Genomic DNA, 22,160 nt, shown 5'->3' with positions numbered 1-22,160 from the left:
TATGTATGTTCCCCACAAAAAAAAGCCTGTATTCAGACTCCTTTTTGACTGATCCAATTTTTTGTTTCCCCATGCAGGATGTAAGGCTTTCCTTTCAGCTGTTCGACTGTTTCGCATCCGAGAATCATCATCACCGATTTCAGCTCGTGGTGGATCAGGTCTATTTTCCCACGCAGTGCCGGTTCACCATCTTCCATTAATGTTTTCAAAAGAGGACCCGCCATACCGAACGCCTTTGCTCCGAGTACCAGAGCTTTCGCTCCGTCCACGCCGGAACGTATACCTCCGGAAGCAATAATATGTTCCGCCTCCAAACTGTGTAATATGGAAACAGGTGTCGGGATGCCCCAGGAATGAAAGCTGTCCATACTATTATCCCTTCGTTCATTCTCCACTTTAGAGAAATTGGTACCTCCCTTGCCCCCTACATCGACGTAGCGGCATCCGAGTGCCTGCAGTTCTTTCACCGTCTCTCCGGACATCCCGAAGCCTACTTCTTTCACTATGACCGGGACGGGAGACTCCGAAATCACTCTTCTAATATTTTCTATGCGGAATGAGAAATCCCTGTCCCCTTCCGGCATGACGACTTCCTGTACAGTATTCAGATGAATCTGGAGGGCATCTGCACGTAACATCTCTATGGCGACTTCCGCTTCTTCCCACGTAGCTTCGCTTCCTACGTTTGCAAAAATGATGCCATCTGGATTCACTTCGCGGACCACTTCATATGTTTTACGTTCTTCCTTGTCTTTAATAGCGGCCATCTGAGAACCGACTGCCATGGCAATATTTTTTTCTCCGGCAATTTCAGCCAGCTTTCTGTTTATTTCTTTCGTCTTTTCACCACCGCCACCTGTCATCGCATTCACAAAAAGAGGGGAACTTACATTAAGTTCCCCCAGTTGAACAGAAATATCCAGTTGCTCCCAATCCAGTTTGGCCAGGCTCCGATGTACAATATCCACTTCATCAAAATAATGTACCGGCCCTTCGGAATGGTTAAGAGCATGGCGGATGTGATCCAACTTGCGCTCTGATCTCATCCTTCCACCTCCGGCTGCACACAAAGGAAAAAGGCAGGAAAAACAGTGCGTTAATAGACGCACGCTTCTCTTTCCTGCTTTTTTTCCGCTGATTATTTTTTATATTTATCCAGTTGATCACCAATCATGTCGCTTAATGAGAACCCACCGGAATCTTCCTCTTTTTGATAGGATTCAACTTCTTTTCTCTGGTTGTCTTCATCAAGTTCTTTGATACTCAATGAAAGGCGCTTCTGATTCTCGTCCACGTCAAGAACTTTAACGTTTACCGTCTCCCCTTCTTCCAGAACTTCCTGAGGGTTGGCGATATGACGGGTGGAAATTTGGGAAATGTGTACAAGTCCTTCTACGCCCGGCAGAACTTCCACGAAAGCTCCAAAGTTAACGAGACGCTGTACTGTACCTTCCAGTACATCACCCTGGCTCACTTTGTCTCCGATATTTTCCCAAGGTCCCGGCTGCGTTTTTTTCAGCGAGAGGGAAATCCTTTCGTTATCGCGATCTACCGAAAGAACTTTGACACTGATCTTCTGTCCTTCTTCGACCACGTCGGAAGCTTTGCTTACGTGTTCGTGGGAAAGCTGGGAGATGTGCACAAGTCCGTCGATGCCACCCAGGTTTACGAAAGCTCCAAAATCGGTAAGACGCTGCACTGTACCTTCAACGACCTGTCCGGATTCAAGGGACTGTAGAACATTCTGTTTCTGTTCTTTCTCTTCACCCTCGACTACCGCACGGTGGGAAAGGATGACCCTGTTCTGTTCACGGTCCAGCTCAACTACTTTCAGGCTAAGTTCTTTACCTTTATAGTCTTCGAAATCTTCCACGTAGTACGTTTCTACGAGTGAAGCAGGGATAAACCCTCGCAGGCCGATATCAACGACAAGGCCGCCTTTTACTACGTCCTGGACTTCCGCGTTGAAGATCTCTTCGTTTTCATATTTGGTCTCCAGATCCTCCCAGGCTTTATCTGCATCTACTGCACGCTTGGAAAGGACGATTTCGTCATCTTCCACTTTTTTGACTTTCAGTGTGATGTCGTCGCCTTCTTTTACGGCATCTGAAGCTGTTTCAATGTGCAGGCTGGACAGTTCACTTATAGGAACGATCCCTTCAACTTTATTTCCTACGTCTACGAGGACCTGTTTGTCCTCTACTTTGACGACTTTCCCCGTTACAAGATCACCTTCGTTAAATTCTTTCATTCCAGAAATTTCTTGATTCATTTCATCCATACTGAGTCTACCTCCTTCAAATTCCGACACAACTTTGTCATTATTAAAAATATCCTTTTGTCTAACTTCTAATATTTGCACGCTTTTGTCAAGCGATAGACGCTTATTGTTGATGAAATTTATACAATTGTCTGATTCTTTCCATGATATAATCCGTCACTTCTTTTGCACTTGACTTGTTTTCCCGGAAAGACGTCAGATCAATCGGCTCCCCGTAGGCTACTTTCAGTCTTCTTCCCGGTTTGTAAGGACCTATGATGGCGCAGGGGACCACTACCGCTTCCGAACGCAGCGCAAAGAATCCGAGACCGGTCAGACCCTCCCCGATTTCCCCTGTCCGCTGTCTTGATCCTTCCGGAAACAGACCGAGAACCTCTCCCTGGCTTAAAATATTAAGACCGTTCCGCAGAGCGTTTCTGTCTCTCATTCCTCTTTTTATAGGGAAAGCGTGAATATTATTCAATAGAGAACCGAGCACCTTCTTTTCGAACAATTCCTCCTTGGCCATGAAATGGATAGTACGGGGAGAAGTGATTCCCACTACCGGAGGATCGAAATTGGAAATGTGATTGGAACATATAATTACAGGACCCTCATTCGGAATGTTCCCTTTTCCCACGACTTTAATCCTGTATAAAGGGTAAAGAATGACGGAGACCAGGCTTCTGGCCAGTTTGTAAAGTTTCATCGGGAGTTCACCCTCTCGTTGACAAGGTCCAATATTTGCTCGACCACATTATCAATGGATAATGATGTAGTATCCACTTCCACAGCGTCTTTCGCTTTAACGAGGGGAGAAGCAGTCCTGGTGGAATCGATATCGTCTCTCCGCTTGATCTCCTCCATCAGCACCTCAAGATCGCTCTCGTATCCGGAACGGGTGTTTTCTTCATGCCTTCGTCTTGCTCTTTCTTCCACCGAGGCAACCATAAAAATCTTCAGGTCCGCCTCAGGGATAACCTTCGTCCCTATATCCCTTCCGTCCATCACTACATTCTGGCCGGCAATCATCTTCTGCTGTCTGTTGACCATTTCGATCCTCACTTCCGGATAACTGGAAACGGCCGAGACGTGTCTTGTAACCTCATCCGTACGTATTTCTTTCGTAATTTCTTCTCCGTTTATAAATACAAGCTGACCTTCATCCGTCTGCTCAAATTGAATGTCGCATTTCATCAGCACTTCCAGCACTTCTTCCTCGGAAGAAAGGTCCGCCCCCTCCTTTATCGTTTTAAGCGTCAGCGCTCTGTACATGGCGCCGGTATCGACGTATATGTAGGTAAGAGCGTGAGCCACTTTCCTGGCCACTGTACTTTTTCCGGCGGCTGCCGGGCCATCGATAGCTATTGAAACTGTGTCACACATAAATCCTTCCTCCGTTCGCTTATATAGTACTGTGTCAGAATAACACAGAACTATCATCTATTCACTTGTACTCCATGTTTTTCATGTATCTTTGCTGTTCAAACCCATATTTTATAATTGTCTGTCTGTCTTTTTCGGCAAGTCCTTCAAACTTGACTGAAATAATTCCCGGAGTCGACCCTCTCGGTTCCGCCTGACGTATAATGACAGCTTCCGTCTCTACATAATTGTACCCGCCCGAATTCATCGGTAAAACCATCGTGACATATATGTGCTGCCCTTTGTTGAATTGAGCGTCGACAGGCTGTACGAAAGCTGCACCTCCTCCACTAAGATCAGCGGTTACCGTATGGTAGTTACGGTCTTTCGTATTGATGGCAACGTCTACGGAAGTTTTCGTCCTTACGTATCTTCGCCGCTGAATCCTTTTGAGGAACTCCTGTCCCGGGAAGGTAATCTCCAGAACAGGAATAGTCAGCTTCTTTCTGGAAACCACCTGTGTCTCGAACTGATAGACTGCAGCGTCCTTACCTACATAGCTGCCTTTAAATTCGGTCCCCTCCAGAAAAAAAGAGATTTTTCTCGTTTCGCTGTGGACAGGGTAGTCGACATAGAGCTTTTCTTTCTCCACTTCCTGCACTTTACAGTAAAACTCCTCATTTTCTTCTGCAGTCAAAACCAGTTCTGTGCCAACTTCAATCATTTATCTCCACCCTTTCTGAGCCCTTAGTACTAATATTATCGCAAATAAGTAGCATGAATAGAAGTTAAAAATGATAAAAAATTATTTTTCTAGTACAAAAAGGCTACTTTCCCTGGAGATGATGAGTATTTGCAAGCCTGATCAGCTGAAAGCCCACTACCCACAGGATCACCATGAAGGGGAGAAGGCTGTACAGCCATGCGGGTAAACTCACCATGTAGCCGTAGGACCCGTGGAGAAGAGCCGGGATAACGAGAGCGAAAGCTATACACCATTTTTTTCTGTCGGTACGGAATTTCGCTTTCCCCATGTAATAGCCCATGATCAAACCGAACAGGGCGTGGGAGGACACCGGGAAGACCGCACGCAGAAATGCTATTTCTATACCGTTTGAAAAGATATAAATTATGTTTTCCACAGTGGCGAACCCGAGACTCAAAGATACGCCGTAAATGATTCCATCATAGTGGTGATCGAAATTTTCGTGTTTGAAAACTATAAATAAAAAAAAGAACCATTTAAAAAATTCTTCAAGAAATCCTGCCGACAGGAAAGGTTTCCATACCGTTCCCGTCAAATGCTGTTCCTGTTCGATTCCGTACTGAATAAACATGATAGGGAAAACTAACAGACACCCGACGATAAACACGCGGATAATAAGAGAGAGCGGCTCCAGTTCCATTTTTTTATTTAAATATATATATGTCATAAGCGCTATTATCGGCGCGACTGCAGTAATCAGTAATGCCAAATTCAATGCCCCGCTTTCCATTCCTTCCATTTCATATTATCATGAGATAACAGGAAAAGGTAGAGACTATGGGAGATGGAGGTACACAGATGAAAAACATACTGATTATCCATACAGGCGGTACCATTTCGATGGAGGAAAACACCAGTACCGGTGAAGTGAATACTACTTCGGAACACCCGTTATCCGAAGCGACGAAACACTTGAAACACATCGCCAACATCACCGATGAAGCTGCGTTTCACGTTCCTTCCCCTCACATGAGGCCCCGCCACATGCTTCAGCTTGGACAGCTGATTCATGAACGGTTCATCGAGAAAAAGTTCGATGGAATAGTCGTTACCCACGGGACGGATACGCTTGAAGAAACTGCATATTTCCTTGACTTGTTTCTGCAGACGAGAAAGCCCGTCATTGTTACGGGAGCTATGCGAAGCGCCAATGAGATAGGTGCGGACGGACTGTACAACCTGATCACTGCCGTCCGGGTAGCAAGCAGCGATGAGGCATACGAAAAAGGAACGCTCGTCGTTATGAACGACGAGATACATACTGCTAAAAGTGTAACCAAAACTTCCACAAGTAACGTTGCTACGTTTCAGAGTCCCCAGTACGGCCCGATAGGTATTACAACTAAACAGGAAGTTTTCTTTCACCATAAAATCACTTACAGAGAAGCTTATCCTGTACAACAGCTGTCTAAAGACGTCGTTCTGCTGAAAGTATACGCCGGGATGGACGGCTCCATTATCGATTCCCTGCTGGACTCTAACGTGGACGGTCTCGTAATTGAAGCTTTAGGGCAGGGGAATGTCCCTCCTTCCATGATCGGTTCACTGACGGCAGCAGTGGAAGCAGGGGTGCCCGTACTGGTTGTCTCCCGTTGTTACCAGGGATTCGTTCAGCCCACTTACGCTTACGAAGGCGGCGGGAAACACCTTGAAGATATCGGTTTGATTTTCGCAAATGGATTGAATGGACCTAAAGCAAGAATAAAATTAATGCTGGCCCTTGAAATGACGAATAACCGGGCAGAAATCATTTCCATGTTCCAGTAAATCCCGGCATGATACTCTTTGAAGAAAACCTTGGAGAAACACTAAAAAACCCCCTCGGTAACCGGGATCTCCGCTTTCCGAGGGGTGCTGTTTATGGCGGGATAAAAACAGAAGTCTCCGCATCGTGCTGTTATCCGACCTGTTCCGGTTTCTTTACGGATCAGGTGAGAGGTTCTTTTTCCGTACATATATCTGCAGCGATCTTTCCTCCGTGCCATCTTCCATTCTCGATAAAGATCTCGTTATTGTTATAACCTGCAGCGATGACCCCGGCTACGTACACGCCGGATACGTTCGTTTCCATAGTCTCTTCGTTAAATACCGGCCGCCCCGTCTCTTCATTGATTTCAACACCTATACTTTTGATAAACGGGTGATCAGGCTTATAACCGGTCATGGCGAAAGTAAAGTCGTTGGCCCTGGACTTCCTTTCCCCGTTCACCTCATAAACGATTTCGTCATCTGTTATTTCTACAATCTCTGCACCAAATTCCATATTCACAACCCCCTTATCCACAAGGGCAGAGAATTGCGGAAGGATCCATGGTTTAATACTTGGGGAATAGTCACCTCCCCGATAAAGCACTGTTACTCTGGCTCCTGCCTTGACAAGTTCCAAAGCTGCATCCGCTGCCGAGTTCTTTCCCCCGATAACAGCCACTTCTTTATCGAAAAATGGGTGGGCTTCTTTAAAATAATGACTGACTTTATCTTTATCCTCACCCGGCACTTTCATATAATTAGGCTGGTCATAATACCCGGTAGCCACCACAAGGTAATCAGCCTGATATTTTTTCTTTTGATCCGTCATCTCTCTGTGAGTCTCCAGAACGAAACCATCTTCCGTTTTCTCTACGTGTACCACTTTCTCAAACGTGTTTATTCTGAGGTTTTTTCTCTTCGACACGCCCCGATAATAAGTCAGCGCTTCGTTTCTGACAGGTTTCTGTCTTTCGGATATGAAGGGTACATCCCCGATCTCCAGTTTTTCACTCGAACTGAAAAACGTCTGGTGAGTCGGGTAATGGTAAATGGAATGCACTATGTTCCCTTTTTCTAAAATGAGAGGTTCGATCCCTTTTTTCTGCATCTCTATTGCAGTGCTCATGCCGCAAGGGCCTCCTCCGATAATTATCACTCGTTCCCGTTGCAAAATCGTCACTCCCTGTCTGTTATAACTTAGCTGGTTGCACCCGGTACCTGTCTGCATAAATGAACAAGCTCCGGATTATAAAATCACCTAAAAAATCTCCTATCAAAATAATGATAGGAGATTTCCGTTCCAATATCAACTTAAACCCATCCACGGAACCGGGCGGCTTCTGCCATCTTGCGTACCCCGACCATGTAGGCAGCAAGGCGCATGTCCACTCTTCTGGTTTCTGCCGTATTGTAGATGTTGTCAAAACCTTTAATTATGACTTTGTGTAATTTCTCTTCCACTTCCTCTTCTGTCCAGTAATATCCCTGATTGTTCTGTACCCATTCAAAATACGATACAGTCACACCACCTGCTGAAGCCAGCACGTCAGGGACCAGCAGAATCCCTCTGTCCGAGAGGATTTTCGTACCTCCGAGAGTAGTCGGCCCGTTAGCTGCTTCTACCACTATGCTTGCTTTAATGTTGTGGGCATTTTCTTCGGTGATCTGGTTTTGCACAGCTGCAGGTACCAGCACATCACATTCGAGCTCAAGTAGTTCTTTATTAGTGATAGTATCGTCAAACAGGTTCGTTACTGTACCGAAACTGTCCCTGCGGTCAAGAAGATAATCGATATCAAGTCCTTCCGGATCATAAAGACCACCGAGAGCATCAGAAATACCTACAATTTTTGCGCCTTTATCATACATGAATTTGGCCAGAAAACTGCCGGCGTTCCCGAAACCCTGAACCACAACGCGTGCTCCTTCGATATCTATCCCTTTTTTCTTCGCAGCTTCGTCGATGCATATCGTTACACCTTTGGCCGTAGCTGTCTCCCTGCCGTGTGAACCGCCCAGTACTATCGGCTTGCCCGTAATGAAACCGGGATTGTTGAATTCATCAATCCGGCTGTACTCATCCATCATCCAGGCCATAATCTGGGAGTTTGTGAATACGTCAGGAGCCGGTATATCTTTCGTCGGACCTACGATTTGACTTATGGCACGGACATATCCACGACTTACCCCTTCAAGTTCGCGGAAGGACATTTCTCTCGGATCACAAATAATACCGCCTTTACCTCCCCCATAAGGAAGATCAACGATACCTGCTTTAAGACTCATCCAGATAGAGAGGGCTTTGACCTCCGTTTCATTGACATCCGGATGAAAGCGCACTCCGCCCTTCGTAGGACCGATGGCATCGTTGTGTTGCGATCGGTACCCTGTGAATATCTTAATTGAACCGTCATCCATCCGGACAGGTATGCGGACTGTCATCATGCGAACAGGTTCTTTCAGTAATTCATACACTTCTTCCGGATACCCGAGTTTATCAAGGGCATTCTGAATTATAGTTCTCGTGGAAGTCAACACATTCATATTTTTATCTTCCGGTTTATCGGCTGCCATCACTAAACCCCCTATATGAAAATCATCACGTCATCAGTGAATAGTATACACTCATTCCCCGGGATTGAAAAGGAACCTTTTCTTCCCCGTCGAAAGAACTCCCATCCAGGGTAAGCGTTTTCATAATTTAGAAAAAATTCTGCACTCAGAAGAATGCAGAAAATTTATCCACAGCGGTACCGTCCGTAATCTTCGATCCGTATTCTTCCAGCCAGACAGACGTCATTGCAGTGGCGCTGCCGAATTCAGAGAGTACCGCTACGAGATCTTCCTTGTTCACGTTCTCCACTTCATGTTCTTCCATCAGCAGATAATAGCCATCCCTTTCCTTAAACAGGGTGCCTCCCGTTAATCCCATACGCCGCAACGGTTCAGTAGCCTGTATAACATCTTCCACATCTTCAAAGTGATATAAAAGTTCCTTATACTCATCCAGTGTGACCTTCATTTCAAGAAAATCATCGTCTCCTGCAGCATCTTCCGATTTTGTAACGATTACCAGTAAGCCCTGAGCCTGGAGCATATATATCTGAACCGTCAACACTCCGATCAATTCCTCTTCCAGTTCTTCCTGGGCATCGAGTATCATATCGCTGAAAATCTGATGGACCTTCGGAAGGTCTTTCCAGATTTCTTTCGTCTCAAGACCTCTTTCCGTAAGATCATCTGTCGTCAGGAACATTTTGAATTTATGAGTTGATAAACGCTCAATCCGCATAATTTTCCCCCTCCCCCTTTATATAATAAATCGTACCACCATCTAATCCAGTTTCTGCAGTTCAAATAAGTGGTATTCGGAATTGGTTTCCAGCCGCAGAGGTAATAAAGAAGTTCCGTATCCTTCGCTTACAAAGACCCTGGTATTCTCAAAAAGCTTCCAGCCACCCCGTTCATAGGGGCCGTACCCCATGAATCTGATCTGTCCGCCATGGGTATGACCCGAAAGTATTAAATCGAAATCTTCGGCGAAGGAAGCTATCTGCTGCATTTGAAAAGGGTCATGCATGACAAGTATAGAAGGACGGACGTCTGATTTCACAGGTTTTTCAACCTCCTCCACGGAATAAGGATCGATACCTGTAATGCTGTAGTCGTTTTCTTCGAGCGTTTCGTTGGAGAGCACCCGCACGTTAAACTTCTGAAGCAGTTCGAAAGTAGTTTCTTTTTCTCTATCGTTATTGCCAGGAATAAAATAGATTGGTTTTCCGATTTTCGTCAGTAAGTTGAGATTATATTCCATAGATTTGTCAGAGACGCGTCTGTCAACAAAATCACCGCCAATCACAATTAAATCGACGTTTTCCTCAGCTATACGCTCGGCAATGCGATTGTTGTGTACATCCGAAATAAACAACAGCCGCAGCATTCCTTCCATATCGCTGACAGTCAACATGTGCACTTTCCTTACCGGTCTCACTGCTTTTCTACCCATGTACCGGATAATTGCTATTACCAACAGGAAGACGGTCCAGATTTTGTTCAATTAACTCACCTCTACTTCCAATGACTCTTCTCATCTTGAATACTAGTTCATCATATCAGAAAACAGAAAAAAGAAAAATTGAATCCACTTGCCGCTTTTTTGCCGGAGTACATGTATGTAGCAGATAACCGACGAACGGACCCGGTACAGGAGAAACTGAATCATTAGCCGCTTTTACTCTTCAATAGGAGTGCCAGAGTAAAATCCACGATAAAGTGAGCTGAAACGACATACGTCAACGTTTGAGTCTGTTCATAAATAAAACCGAACAGGAAACTGATTGTTAGCACACCCGTAAAAAGCAGCGGCTTGCTCAAATAACGGAAATGGACAAACGCAAAAAGGAGACTCGCCGGTACGAAACCGGTCAGCGGCTGGAGTACTCCCCGAAACAGCATTTCTTCACTGAACGCAATAACTGCAGTCAGGAGGAGTATCGCCGGTACCGGAAGTCCTTCGAATAATTTCCTGTTGATCCCGCCGTCATCATAGTGTTGCTCCGGTACGGTCTTCATCGTTATCCCATCGAACCCTACTATCAAAATCGCAGGTACAATCGCATATACTACCCAGTCCTTAATGTTGAATCCCCACTGAGCAGTCCAGTGTTCCCGGAAATCCAGAAAAACAGAACTGACCGCTAAAGCGATGACCATCAGCAATCCTTGAGTGATGAGCACATGTTTCATCAATTCTTTTGAAGACATCTGTCTGATTATCTTATTATTGTCCATATGAACTCCTGGCATGGAATATGTTGTAGAGGCGTTCTTCCCAGAGAGGAAGACCCTGCCGTTCTTTTACGCTTTCGTAGGTCACCTGAAAGATTTCCGGGTGACAGTGGTCGCAGCATTTTTGGTGCGGAGTCTGGAAGCCTTCCTGAAAATGCCTGTACAGGTCTTTTCTTCGGCAGCCGGGCGTGTTTATTACCTCCATCATATGAATGAGGTGATTCTGTTTCTGTTCGGTCCTGAGAAGCTGCCGTTCTTTCAGCTTATCAGCAGTTTCCCTTGCAGTCGCCTGCAGAGAAAAGTCTTTGTCGCCGGCATTTGCAATAAGAAAATTGTACTGGGACTCCGATAATTCAAGATGCATACAATCCTCATAGGAAGGAGTCTTTTCATTCGCGTAGCAGAACCGCAGAAAAGCATCTATCTGTTCATGGGAAGGAAGCTCGGACTGTATGAACATTTGCGGCAGTCTCTCATCTCCCGGTGCATACAGCAGCAAACTCGTACATTCTCCTCCGTCTCTCCCTGCTCTTCCGATTTCCTGTATAAACGATTCTATCCTTGGAGGTAAATGATAATGGATAACGATGCGTATGTCAGATTTATCAATTCCCATTCCGAAAGCGCTCGTGCAGCAGACGATGTCCAGTTCGTTATTCATGAACTGCTGCTGGACGAGCTGCCTGTCCACGGGGTCCATCCCGCCATGATAATAGGCGATACGCCCGAGACTGTTAGCTTTCAATTCCAGCGAAACTTTTTCGGCCATCTGCCTGCTTGAAAAATAAATCATCGCGGGAGCTTTTTGACGACTCAAAAAATCGATGAGAAATCTCCTTTTTTCCTGTTCATTTTCAATTTCCGCTACACCCAGCTGGATATTCGGCTTATCCATCGGGTATATAAGTTTACAAGCCCCCGTCCGGCCAAGCTGAAACAGAATGTCCTCCTGCACTTCAGGCGTCGCCGTTGCGCTCAAAGCCAGCACGGGAGGTTCCCCCAGATCACTGATCACCTGATGAAGTTTCAAGTAATCCGTCCGGAATTCATGTCCCCATTGAGAGATGCAGTGAGCTTCATCCACCACGAACAGGGAAATGGTCTCCCGCTTCAGAAGTGATTTCATTTTCGGCATCTGAAGCATCTCCGGAGAAATGTAAATAAGATCCAGTTTCCGTAAATTACCGCTTATCTTTCTCTTCTGTTGGGGGGAAAGGAAACTGTGCAGGGCAGCCACCCGTTTCATCCCTTTCGCTTTCACCTGTTTAACCTGATCGATCATGAGCGATATCAGCGGGGAAACGACGATCGTCAGTCCCGGAAGGATAAGGGACGGTAGCTGATAGCACAAAGACTTTCCACTGCCGGTAGGTAAAATGGCCAGGGTGTCCACACCACGCAGTGCATTCTCGATAACATTTTCCTGTCCCGGTCGAAACTCACTGAATTTAAATTGGTCTTCCAGCACTTTTTTAACATTGATCGGTTCCATTATCCCTGTCCTTTCTGGAGCTTAGCGAGTACTATTCTTATCTGAAAATATGAATAGTCTCCGTTCAGTTGTTCCCGGATTACCTTCAGACGTTTGGTACTCGTCTTTCGGACTGCGGCCGAAATATCCCGGGCCCCTTCCCGGCTTATAAAAGCGTCGATGTTACGGGCCGGATCAACAAGCACCGCTTCAACGAGGTGGTCCTCGATTGTACTCGGTTGCAATTGTCTTATCTTCGCAACTTTTTCTATCGATCCGAATTTGTTATACAACGCAATGGACTTTCCCGAGGAGGAAGTGAACGCCTCTTTTTTCACGAGATCTTCTGTCAATTTATACAGGTAGCTGGAAGAATCCGAAGAAACCTCCGAAAACATGTAATAATACATATTCGTTAAGTAAAGAGGAATGTCCCATGCAGGTTCGCCACTTTCTTCCGCTAACTGGCTATATGTCCAGCCGCTCCTGTCCCCACCTGTAAGTCGTCTTACGAACATCTCTTTCTCCGTATCGGAAAATGGGGTGAGCAGCGCACGCAATTCTTTGTATAGAATCGGCGCTTCCTCGTCCAGTACCGCTTTTCGCTCACTGTAAAATTTTCTTGCCCAGGTCTGTACCGGGCCTTTATCTACAATCGGCAAGTAACCGGCGTGTCTGTACACAGCATTGCTGATGATTTGAATCCATAGCATCAGCCTGTTCTTGAACTCTTCCACCGCTTCGGAATACTCCAGTCCGGAAAAGTACAGAGGCATGTGCGTTTCTTCCATTGATCCTTGACCGTAAGCAGTGACACTCATCCTTCCATGGTCGTGCCAGACTGTTTTACCTTCTTTGCACAACTCGTGGAGTGCATGATCCAGAGTCTCTCTTTGCAGATCGGGATAGATTCCATAGTATCCTTCTATACGATATACTTTTGCGTCCTGAAATGTCTGGGAAGATTTCTTCCCCCGCAACAGATGGTAGACGCCCGAAACGGTGCGTTCAGCATTCATTTTACTAAGACAATCTAACAGTATATATGTAAACATAAGGAATTCCTTTCGAATGATATAGTTGAATTCGATACGGATAGAACGTAGACTTGAAGGAGAGATACTATAGAAAGAAGGTATTACTTATGAAGCTTTATTCAATCGTGGATAAAGATACATGTATCGCCTGCGGTGCGTGCGGAATGGCTGCCCCGGAACTCTACAATTATGACGATGAAGGGCTTGCCTATTTCCTGCCGGACGATAATCAGGGAAACACACCTATTGCGGAGGAATTGGAACTTGATGCCGAAGATGCTTACGAGGGATGCCCGACCGGGTCCATCAAACTTGCAAACTCCAATTTTAATGGAAGTATACCAGAGGAAGACTAATAAACAAAAGAAGGTGCTCCCGGCACCTTCTTTTATTATACCATGTATTATTTTCAGCAGGCGAGCTGCGCACGCCGCTCATATTTGACAAATAACTTTTCGAATACGGAATAGAAAACCAGAATAAACACGAAATTCGAGGCAGCATGCATCAGGTCAAAAGGAATTCCGGCAAGATAGTAACCCCAGAACGTCTGGGAGATCGCGCGCATTGTAAATGCCATCACCAGTCCAAAAAACAGCCCTGACAATAAGCCGTAAATACTTAATCCTAATACAGGGAGTCTCGGTAAGAATTTACCGAGCAGCCCGGCTCCTATACCTATAAATCCCCAGGCTGTCACCTGCCACACTGTCCATATCCCCATACCAAGCACCATATTCGTCAAAAAAGTGGTCAGAAAAGCAGTGATCACTGCCGCCAGCGGCCCAAGCCAGAAGCCGGTCAGAATAATTATAGCTGTTACCGGCTGGGCATTCGGAATAGCGGCAAAAGCTATCCTTCCCACCACGGCCACTGCTGCAAGCATGGTTATCAAAGTTAATTTATAAGTATTCCACTGCATTTATGATCATTCCCAGGACTGGAAATCAAAATGTATTTCGTCCCCGTCCTCGATTTCATACTCAGCAGCTCCGACTTTTGCTTCTTCGCCGTTCACGTCATAGACCCAGGCCTTTTTCTCTCCTTCTTCAGCGGATATGCCTTCAATGCCATTAATGAATCCGTCTTTTTCTTTCACCTCAAAATTTTCTTCCATAGCATCCATCAGTACCGTACCTTCTTCAACTGTTATATCTTTTTCTTTCACCTGTTCTTCACCCTGGTTTTTTGTCAGCTCCACGGTAGCTTCAATTTCCTGGGAAGACTGGCTGCCCTCCTCTTGACTTTCCGATGTTTCACTTTCCGCCTGACATCCTGTAAGCAATACGAGTGTCAAAGCTACTACTCCTGCATAATTCCTCAATTTTTCCATGCGACTTCACCCTTTCTTCAAGTTTTAGAAGAAAAAGCATTGGAACAACCTGCCATAAAAAAGCCCGTCCATAAAGGACGGGCTTGAGATATCGACATACATTGATAGTCCAGGTCATCTCAAACGCTCAATCCTCGAAGCAATGAATCCTTCACAGACAGGTTTACTGGCTTATGTCATCCTACTCCGATACCTTCCCGTGACGAACTTTCATCACAGTGGATCTTATCGTTTCGTTACATTTACAGTTGCGAGGACAGCTCCGGATTCGCACCGGATTCCCTAAAACCTGTGAAATTTATTCAATTAATTATAACATTACATGAATCGTTCTATTTTGGCAAGTTCTCTACAGGTAAATATATATAGAACGTAGTTCCTTCCCCTTCTTTACTCTGGACAGAGATTTTCCCTTTATGGGCCTCTACGATATTCTTCGCAATAGCAAGACCCAGTCCCGTTCCCTGCTTCTCTTCGGAAGGAGCCCGTTTCCTGGACTTATCTCCTTTATAGAAGCGTTCAAAGATGAACGGAAGATCCTCCTCCGGAATACCTGCGCCTGTATCTTCCACTTTTATTTCAAAATGGTCCTCCCCTCCGTGAAGGTGAACATGTACAGAACCGTTCTCCGGTGTATGACGGATAGCGTTATCCAGAAGGTTCGTTACCACCTGCTCTATACGGTCAGAATCTATGGACACTGTACCTGCCGGAAGGCCGGATCTTTCATGAAGGAGTTTTACACCGGTTTCCTCTGCCACTCCCTGGAATTTATTCACTATACGATCAAGAAAAAGATTTACGTCCACTGGCTCTTTATGCAACTGAATGTTCCCGGATTCCATTCTGGCAAGGTCAAGCAGTTCGTTTACAAGACGACCCATCCGCTCGGATTCTTCCAGAATAATCTGAGCCAGCTCATTTTTCTCTTCTTTCGTAGTTGCTACTTCATCGACGATCGCTTCGCTGTATCCACGCATCATGGAAATAGGAGTGCGGAGTTCATGAGAAACGTTTGCAAGGAAATCCTTGCGCAGTTTATCGAGCCTTCGTTCTTCCGTCATATCCCTGAGTACAGCCACTACTCCTCTGATGGTAGTGTTGCTATAAAGAGGAGTCATGATAATCACCCAGTTTCTCCCCTGGACAGTGACTTCCGTCATGCCTTCCCTCTCTTCGGTGATGACAGATTCGAACAGTTCATGCAGGGGCGAAGGCAGTTCTTCCTCCTCCAGCTCCTCTTCATATCTCCACGACTGTAACAGCTGTTTCGCAGGAGGGTTGGTTACCAGTATTTTTCTTTTATGATTTAAGGTGATTACTCCGTCGGCCATGGATTTCAAAACGCCCGATAGCTGCTCTTTCTCCTGATTCAGCGCATCAATATTCTGCTTAAGCTGACGGCCCATCCGGTTGAATGCAATTGCCAGTTCTCCTATTTCGTCATGAGTAATAATGGGTATCTTAGTATGAAACTCGCCTTCCGACAGCTCAAACGCCCCTTTACGCATTTTCATAAGAGGTGCTGTAATCCGTGTCGATAAGAAAAAAGCGAAAATCGTAGTCAATACTATAGCTATACCGGCACCGAGAAAGACAGTTTTAGTCGTCTGCTGAGTCGTTTCTTCCACAGAATCCAGGGGTTTGTAGACGAATACAGCGCCGTTGTCTCCCGACAGGGGAGAACCGACGGCCAAAAACTTCCTCCCGTCAGCCGAAGCTACTTTTTTCACTTCCGTTCCCCCGGTCATTACCCGCGCCAGCTCTTCATCCTTTTCAAACCACTGTTTCTGAAGTTCTTTGAATTCACCGCTATTGCTTTCCGCTTTCCAGGACTGCCCGTTTCCACGAACGACAAGAACGTGGCTCGAAGCTGATTTCACGGTGTCTATAGTACTTCGGAGAATGTCCTGGCGTTGCTCACTGTCTATAAGCGTCGACACTACCGTAGCGGTACGGAGCATTTCTTCTTCAGCTTTATTCACATGAAAGTTTTCGAAAAATTGAAGCAGCAGTACAGTCAGAATTATAAGAACGAAACAGACAAGGAGCAAAATGGTGAACCACAGTTTTACTACTACACTGCGCCAGAACATCAATCGTTATTTACCACGAACTTGTATCCTACACCCCATACCGTGGCAATCATACCGGCCGATTCTGCCGATACTTTACTCAGTTTCTCCCTGAGTCTTTTTACGTGGGTGTCCACAGTTCTCAGATCCCCGAAAAATTCATATTTCCACACTTCCTTCAACAACTGTTCCCGGTCGAAAACTTTATTAGGACGTTCAGCCATATACAGCAGCAGCTCATATTCTTTAGGCGTAAGCGGAACTTCTTTTCCTTGCGCCGTCACTTTATGAGCATCATTGTCAATGGTGAGGTGAGGAAAGACGATAATATCTCTCGCCTCGGTATCCGTATTCAGAAACTTCGTACTTGATGCTCTGCGCAGCAGAGCTTTAACTCTCAACACGACTTCGCGCGGGCTGAAGGGTTTTACTATGTAGTCGTCCGCTCCCGTTTCAAAACCTTCCACGCGATTCGCTTCCTCTCCTTTGGCCGTGAGCATGATAACCGGTGTCGCTTTCTTCTCACGCAGGGCTTTACAGACCTCGATACCGTCCATACCCGGAAGCATCAGATCCAGTAAAATCACGTCGTAATTATTCTCCAAAGCTTTTTGAAGAGCGCGTTCCCCGTCCTCGGCTTCTTCAATAGTGTAATCTTCTCTTTCAAGATACATTTTCACAAGTCTTCTAATCCGTTCTTCATCATCTACCACTAAAATTCTGGCTCCCTGATCCATCGAAATCCCTCCTGAAATTGAATTAGAATCGCTACAGAGCACCCGGGCTTCTGCCGAATGAATGCAGCATTTTCTTAAAAATCCGTATACTCGTCCCCATATCCAATCATAATAAAAAGAATTTTAAAAGAAAAGACAGGAGTTTGTCCCCTGTCTAAACGTTATGCGTAAGAATGTAGGCCGGAAATTATCAGGTTGACCGCCAGCAAGTTGAACATAATGATGGCGAAACCTATTACGGCGAGCCATGCAGAACGTTCTCCTTCCCAGCCCCGCGTAAGCCTCAAATGCAGAAAAGCTGCATAGAAAAGCCAGGTTATCAGGGCCCACACTTCTTTCGGGTCCCATCCCCAGAATCTGTCCCAGGCTTCCTGAGCCCAAATAGAAGCGAATATGATTGCTCCCAGGGTAAATACAGGAAAACCTATGGCGACAGACCGGTAGGAAACTTCATCAACCAGCCTTGGACTCGCACTTTTCAGTAAAGGCTGAATGGATTTAGCAATCCTTTTTCTCAATATTAACCTTAAGAGACCGTAAATCACAAGTCCTGCCATGAGTGACCAGATAATCGTGTTGAATTTAACCGGAGCATTCACTCCCTGCATCCAGCCGGGAGTCTCGAACAACGGTCCGAAAGCACCTTCTGTAACCAGCTCTCCATCGTTCGGCCCGGCTATCGCGGGCATTTCATAAGTAATTTCTGTCATCTGTTCATTGACAGGTGCTTCGAATACCGTTTTATAGTCTGCAGCACCAAAACCGGAAGCCACCACTATGTACCCGAGTGCACTCATAAGTGCGAACAGGACGAACTCCAGCCACCTTGTCCGTTTCGTAGCTTTTTCCTGATTGACCTGGCGAATGAGATAAATCAGGCCGGCAGCAAAACTGATGGCAAGGATTGCCTGCCCGAGAGCTGCAGTCGTCACGTGGATATATAGCCAGTGAGATTTGAGCGAAGGGACGAGAGGACTGATTTCAGTCGGGAACATGCTGGCATATGCAATGACCAGAAGAGCCACCGGCAAAGCGAAAAGTCCGAGCAGCGTAATTCTGTAAATAAGAAACAGAACTATGAAGCCGAACACAAGCATCATGCCGAAAAACGTCATGAATTCGAAAAGGTTACTGACCGGCGCGTGACCGGCTGCGATCCAGCGGGTTATGAAATAACCTATTTGGGTAATAAATCCAACGATCGTCAGTCCGATCCCCGCATTCCCAAGTTTTTTGTTCGTTTTTTCATTCGTCATTTTCACTGTAGCACCGAAAATGAAAGTGGCTATCAAATAAATGAAGAATGAGGCATAAAGTAAATTACTGCTAATCGCTGATAATTCCATCATCCTTCCTCCTTTCTTCCGCATCTTTCTCTTCCTGTTGATCTACCGGGAAATCTATACCCGTTCCTTCAAGGGTTCTGTCGATATCTTTTTTAAGAGCGAACCAGTTTTTATTGGTGTGACCGGCTACCCAGACTCCGGCACCTTTCGGCTGAATCCAGATCCGACGATGGTTCCAGTACATTCCCTGGATGACGCCTATCATGAAGATAGCCGCTCCGACGGCAATGATCGGCAGCGTATAGTCTTTTTTGACCGTCAGCCCCGTTACGTCCCTCGTTTCAAAGTTGGTAAGTCCGAGTTTATAATCATTGTTTCCGGAAGCATCTATGTTCACACCGATACCGGCAAAACTTACTTCCGGTTCCTCTCCAGGAGCATCCACTTCAAAGATGAACGCCGGATTTCTCGGGAATTTCGAAACCTGCTTCGGTTCTCCATCTTCAAGTTCAAATTCCGGGAAGTATCTTTCAAGTTTGACGGTAGTACCGTTTTCAAGTTCGTACTCATCTTTAGGTTCAATCAAGTCTACCGTAAACTCTCCGTAGTTTGACTCCTCATCACCTTTATCATGAAGTTTGAAGGTCATGGAAGAGAATTCGTTCAGTTGATAACTGGCCTGATAAAGAGAAATACCGTTTTCGAGCGGAATCGGATGGTTCACTCTCGCCTCCGCTTCTTTCACTTTTTTAAGTTCGGGTTCTTTACCCGGAACGACAGGCAAATCCGTCCGTTTATATATTACAGCGTTCGTCTGATAGTTTTCAGGAACCGGAGCGCTCTGCTTCTGCAGCGATTCACGGAACTGGGAATTTCCTTCATCTTCCATGTCGTAAGTTTCCAAAATGAAATCTTTGTTTTTCATATAGTAGATTCCATCGGTACCTACAATCTGTTTTGTCTCTCCTTCTCGCACCCAGAGAAACTCGTCCATATACATAGCAGGAACAAATCTCAGCATAGCACCCAGAAGAACGATAATCAGACCTATATGGTTAACATACGGGCCCCATCTGGAAAAACGATTTTTTTCAGCCAGTATGTTTCCGTCTTCTTCGTACAAATTATATCTTTTGGATTTCAGATTGGCTTTCAGTTTTTTGTAATCGATGTTGCCCGAATCGGTCTCACCGAAGATACGCTGCTTTTTCATAAAGTTCGGATGACGTTTCGGCTTCTGTTTCCTAAGCGTTTTATACAGGGGTACGAAACGGTCGATACTTGCAATTACGATGGAAATCCCGAGCATAGCCAGGAGAAGCAGGTACCACCATGAGCTGTAAAGATTATGAAACCCGAGCTGATAATATATCTGTCCGAGTATACCGTACTGATCTTTGTAGTGGGTAGAGGGGTCCGATCCCGGAGGTAAATACATCTCCTGCGGAAAAATTGTTCCCAACGCGGAAGCTATCACGATTACTATAATAATGGATACCCCTATTTTTACAGAAGAAAAGAAGTTCCATGTTTTATCTATAAATGTCCTCTGATACGTTTGTGACCTTCTCGCACTGCCATCGTATCTCATATTCAGCAACTGCTCGGGTTTATTATTGTTCAAGTGCTGGTTTGCTTCGAACGGTTTCCCGCAGGCTTCACAAAGCACCGTTCCTTCCGGGTTCACATGCCCGCATTCGCATGTAATTTTACTCATATAAATACCCCACATTTTTATTCATATTTAAGAAGAAGGAGTTATATCCTGAAGGTGACCTTCCAGTTTATCCAAGGTCAGCGGCCCGATGACCGTTTCCTCTATTTTTCCATCTGGACCGATGAATAGTGTCGAAGGGATTGGGCCGATGTTATACAGATTCATCACCTGCCCATCCTTATCCTGTAGTATAGGAAACGTTAACTGGTATTCTCTCATAAACTGCTCGACTACTATATCGGTAGTATCCAAATTAATCGCGAGAATCTCTACGCCTTTTTTCTTGTATTTCGGATACAGTTTTTCCATGTAAGGCATTTCGTCTTTACATGGTTCGCAATATGTAGCCCAGAAGTTAATCATAACGCCTTTCCCGCGGTAATCCTTAAGCTCTACTGTCTCGTCAGTCCCGAATTTTTTAAGGGCGAAATTCGGAGCTGTTTCGCCTTCCTCTACAGAGACGCCGTCTTCCTGAAATGCGGACGCTACGGCAAAGACTACGAGACTTAGCATAATTACCAGTAGAGTTGAACGGAAAATAAGTCGCTTTTTCTTTTTCTTGATTGTTTTTCCACTCATACCACTCACCCCCCGACATTATAACATGAGTGTTTTTAAAATTTGTTGAACATTATTTAACATTTTCCTCGGCAAGCTGACGTAGCTGCTTGACTTCGTGAGGTTTGAGTGGGCGAAAGTCTCCGGCATTCAGTCCGTGAAGATTCAGGAATCCGTATTGTTCTCTTTTTAGTTTATCCACAGGTACTCCGAGTGCATCAAACATTTTTCTTACCTGTCTGTTTTTTCCCTGATGAAGAGTCATTTGAATGATGGCAGTGTTCTTTTTCCCATCGGTCGAAGTAATTCTCACATCTTCCGCTTTAAAAAATTCGCCTTCGATTTCCATTCCCTGCTTCAGCTGTTTCATCTGTTCACGGGTCGGTATGCCACGGGACTTGATGATATATACTTTATCTATTTTATGTTTCGGGTGCATCAGTTTATTTGCGAATTCCCCGTCATTCGTAAGAAGTATCAGCCCTGACGTATCGTAATCCAGCCGCCCTACCGGAAACAGTCGTTGTTCGATATCCGGAATGTAGTCGGTCACGACTTTCCGGCCACGGTCGTCTTTGGCACTCGAGATGACTCCTCTCGGTTTGTATAATAAAAAATAAACGGGGGCTTCCCTTTGAAGGGGTACTCCGTCAACTTCCACTTCATCCTGAGAGGACACTTTGGTTCCCAGTTCCTTAATTGTTTCATTATTTACCTTCACTCGCCCTGCTTTGATAAGTTCTTCAGATTTTCTTCTCGATGCGACGCCGGCCTGGGCCATTACTTTCTGCAATCTTTCCATTTTACCTACTCCCTCTTTTCTCCACTTAAGAGACCACGCTGCGAACACAACGCGGTCATTTATCGAAAACGTTCAATTTATATTCCTGATGTTACTTCCGTAGCCATTATACCAACAATCTTTAAGTGCAGTCCAACATTGAGAATTTTTCTTTATCTATTGTGACCAAACAGTGAAAACCTTTATGTGGTAAGTTATGTATTTGTCGAATCTGTA

General features: G+C 45.4%; 23 protein-coding genes and 1 riboswitch. Of the genes, 2 read left to right on the top strand and 21 right to left on the bottom strand.

The features are described 5' to 3' along the window. Positions 1–32: 32 nt before the first annotated feature. The 6 genes from fni to prsW all read right to left on the bottom strand — a co-directional run bounded on the left by fni (position 33) and on the right by prsW (position 5,130). The gene (gene fni, locus BLU03_RS05740; protein WP_093106238.1) at positions 33–1,046 is read right to left on the bottom strand and encodes a type 2 isopentenyl-diphosphate Delta-isomerase; all 1,014 of its coding nucleotides are present in this window, start codon (positions 1,044–1,046) and stop codon (positions 33–35) included. Between the two features lie 92 nt (positions 1,047–1,138). Next, positions 1,139–2,281, bottom strand: coding sequence for a 30S ribosomal protein S1 (rpsA, locus tag BLU03_RS05735; protein ID WP_093106235.1), 1,143 nt, complete (start codon positions 2,279–2,281; stop codon positions 1,139–1,141). A 103-nt stretch (positions 2,282–2,384) separates the two neighbouring features. Continuing rightward, positions 2,385–2,969 (bottom strand): lysophospholipid acyltransferase family protein, encoded by a 585-nt coding sequence (locus BLU03_RS05730; RefSeq protein WP_008587473.1) that lies wholly within the window; start codon positions 2,967–2,969, stop codon positions 2,385–2,387. Beyond that, positions 2,966–3,646, bottom strand: a complete 681-nt coding sequence (cmk, locus tag BLU03_RS05725) for a (d)CMP kinase (RefSeq protein ID WP_076570078.1) — start codon at positions 3,644–3,646, stop codon at positions 2,966–2,968. Before cmk ends, BLU03_RS05730 begins: the two co-directional genes overlap by 4 nt. 61 nt (positions 3,647–3,707) lie before the next feature. Beyond that, a complete protein-coding gene (locus BLU03_RS05720; protein WP_076570076.1) occupies positions 3,708–4,349 on the bottom strand; it encodes a flagellar brake protein in 642 nt (213 codons plus the stop codon). Between the two features lie 103 nt (positions 4,350–4,452). Beyond that, complete coding sequence (prsW, locus tag BLU03_RS05715; protein WP_076570074.1) at positions 4,453–5,130, bottom strand: glutamic-type intramembrane protease PrsW; 678 nt, start codon at positions 5,128–5,130, stop codon at positions 4,453–4,455. A gap of 59 nt (positions 5,131–5,189) precedes the next feature. On the opposite strand from prsW, the gene BLU03_RS05710 reads away from it, so the two are divergent. Further along, positions 5,190–6,158 (top strand): asparaginase, encoded by a 969-nt coding sequence (locus BLU03_RS05710; RefSeq protein WP_076570209.1) that lies wholly within the window; start codon positions 5,190–5,192, stop codon positions 6,156–6,158. A 160-nt stretch (positions 6,159–6,318) separates the two neighbouring features. On the opposite strand, the gene BLU03_RS05705 is transcribed toward BLU03_RS05710, so the two are convergent. The 7 genes from BLU03_RS05705 to BLU03_RS05675 form a co-directional block, all read right to left on the bottom strand. Further along, the gene (locus tag BLU03_RS05705) at positions 6,319–7,368 is read right to left on the bottom strand and encodes a YpdA family putative bacillithiol disulfide reductase (RefSeq protein WP_093106233.1); all 1,050 of its coding nucleotides are present in this window, start codon (positions 7,366–7,368) and stop codon (positions 6,319–6,321) included. Positions 7,369–7,451: 83 nt separating this feature from the next. Beyond that, the gene (locus BLU03_RS05700; RefSeq protein WP_093106230.1) at positions 7,452–8,714 is read right to left on the bottom strand and encodes a Glu/Leu/Phe/Val family dehydrogenase; all 1,263 of its coding nucleotides are present in this window, start codon (positions 8,712–8,714) and stop codon (positions 7,452–7,454) included. 145 nt (positions 8,715–8,859) lie between these two features. Next, on the bottom strand, positions 8,860–9,432 hold the full coding sequence (locus tag BLU03_RS05695; RefSeq protein WP_093106228.1) for an adaptor protein MecA: 573 nt from the start codon (positions 9,430–9,432) through the stop codon (positions 8,860–8,862). Between the two features lie 42 nt (positions 9,433–9,474). Beyond that, complete coding sequence (locus tag BLU03_RS05690; RefSeq protein WP_008587455.1) at positions 9,475–10,197, bottom strand: metallophosphoesterase; 723 nt, start codon at positions 10,195–10,197, stop codon at positions 9,475–9,477. A gap of 164 nt (positions 10,198–10,361) precedes the next feature. Further along, positions 10,362–10,931, bottom strand: a complete 570-nt coding sequence (locus tag BLU03_RS05685) for a CPBP family intramembrane glutamic endopeptidase (RefSeq protein WP_176765412.1) — start codon at positions 10,929–10,931, stop codon at positions 10,362–10,364. Next, positions 10,921–12,420 carry a RecQ family ATP-dependent DNA helicase gene (locus tag BLU03_RS05680; RefSeq protein WP_093106223.1) on the bottom strand — a complete coding sequence of 500 codons (1,500 nt, stop codon included), beginning with the start codon at positions 12,418–12,420 and terminating at the stop codon, positions 10,921–10,923. The genes BLU03_RS05685 and BLU03_RS05680 overlap by 11 nt, the downstream gene beginning before the upstream one ends. After that, on the bottom strand, positions 12,420–13,454 hold the full coding sequence (locus BLU03_RS05675; protein ID WP_093106220.1) for a helix-turn-helix domain-containing protein: 1,035 nt from the start codon (positions 13,452–13,454) through the stop codon (positions 12,420–12,422). The genes BLU03_RS05680 and BLU03_RS05675 overlap by 1 nt, the downstream gene beginning before the upstream one ends. A gap of 89 nt (positions 13,455–13,543) precedes the next feature. Between BLU03_RS05675 and BLU03_RS05670 the strand changes: the two genes are divergently transcribed. Continuing rightward, entirely contained in the window at positions 13,544–13,792 is a 249-nt protein-coding gene (locus BLU03_RS05670) for a ferredoxin (RefSeq protein WP_008587447.1), read from the top strand. Positions 13,793–13,845: 53 nt separating this feature from the next. On the opposite strand, the gene BLU03_RS05665 is transcribed toward BLU03_RS05670, so the two are convergent. The 8 genes from BLU03_RS05665 to BLU03_RS05630 all read right to left on the bottom strand — a co-directional run bounded on the left by BLU03_RS05665 (position 13,846) and on the right by BLU03_RS05630 (position 21,944). After that, a complete protein-coding gene (locus BLU03_RS05665) occupies positions 13,846–14,358 on the bottom strand; it encodes an ECF transporter S component (RefSeq protein WP_093106217.1) in 513 nt (170 codons plus the stop codon). A gap of 6 nt (positions 14,359–14,364) precedes the next feature. Continuing rightward, positions 14,365–14,769: a DUF4430 domain-containing protein gene (locus BLU03_RS05660; protein ID WP_093106215.1), complete on the bottom strand. Its 405-nt coding sequence runs from the start codon at positions 14,767–14,769 to the stop codon at positions 14,365–14,367. A 139-nt stretch (positions 14,770–14,908) separates the two neighbouring features. Further along, positions 14,909–15,077: riboswitch (cobalamin riboswitch) on the bottom strand. A 24-nt stretch (positions 15,078–15,101) separates the two neighbouring features. Beyond that, entirely contained in the window at positions 15,102–16,865 is a 1,764-nt protein-coding gene (locus BLU03_RS05655; protein ID WP_176765418.1) for an ATP-binding protein, read from the bottom strand. Then, complete coding sequence (locus BLU03_RS05650) at positions 16,865–17,581, bottom strand: response regulator transcription factor (RefSeq protein WP_076570047.1); 717 nt, start codon at positions 17,579–17,581, stop codon at positions 16,865–16,867. The genes BLU03_RS05655 and BLU03_RS05650 overlap by 1 nt, the downstream gene beginning before the upstream one ends. A gap of 161 nt (positions 17,582–17,742) precedes the next feature. Next, complete coding sequence (ccsB, locus tag BLU03_RS05645; protein ID WP_093106210.1) at positions 17,743–18,927, bottom strand: c-type cytochrome biogenesis protein CcsB; 1,185 nt, start codon at positions 18,925–18,927, stop codon at positions 17,743–17,745. Beyond that, positions 18,908–20,584: a cytochrome c biogenesis protein ResB gene (resB, locus tag BLU03_RS05640; protein ID WP_093106207.1), complete on the bottom strand. Its 1,677-nt coding sequence runs from the start codon at positions 20,582–20,584 to the stop codon at positions 18,908–18,910. Before resB ends, ccsB begins: the two co-directional genes overlap by 20 nt. Positions 20,585–20,611: 27 nt before the next feature. After that, positions 20,612–21,163 (bottom strand): thiol-disulfide oxidoreductase ResA, encoded by a 552-nt coding sequence (gene resA, locus BLU03_RS05635; RefSeq protein WP_076570039.1) that lies wholly within the window; start codon positions 21,161–21,163, stop codon positions 20,612–20,614. A 52-nt stretch (positions 21,164–21,215) separates the two neighbouring features. Further along, positions 21,216–21,944: a pseudouridine synthase gene (locus BLU03_RS05630; RefSeq protein ID WP_076570037.1), complete on the bottom strand. Its 729-nt coding sequence runs from the start codon at positions 21,942–21,944 to the stop codon at positions 21,216–21,218. Positions 21,945–22,160 lie beyond the last annotated feature (216 nt).

It is taken from the genome of Salimicrobium album (assembly GCF_900107115.1).
Taxonomy (GTDB): Bacteria; Bacillota; Bacilli; order Bacillales; family Halobacillaceae; genus Salimicrobium; species Salimicrobium album.
This window is presented reverse-complemented; position numbering and strand designations above follow the sequence as displayed.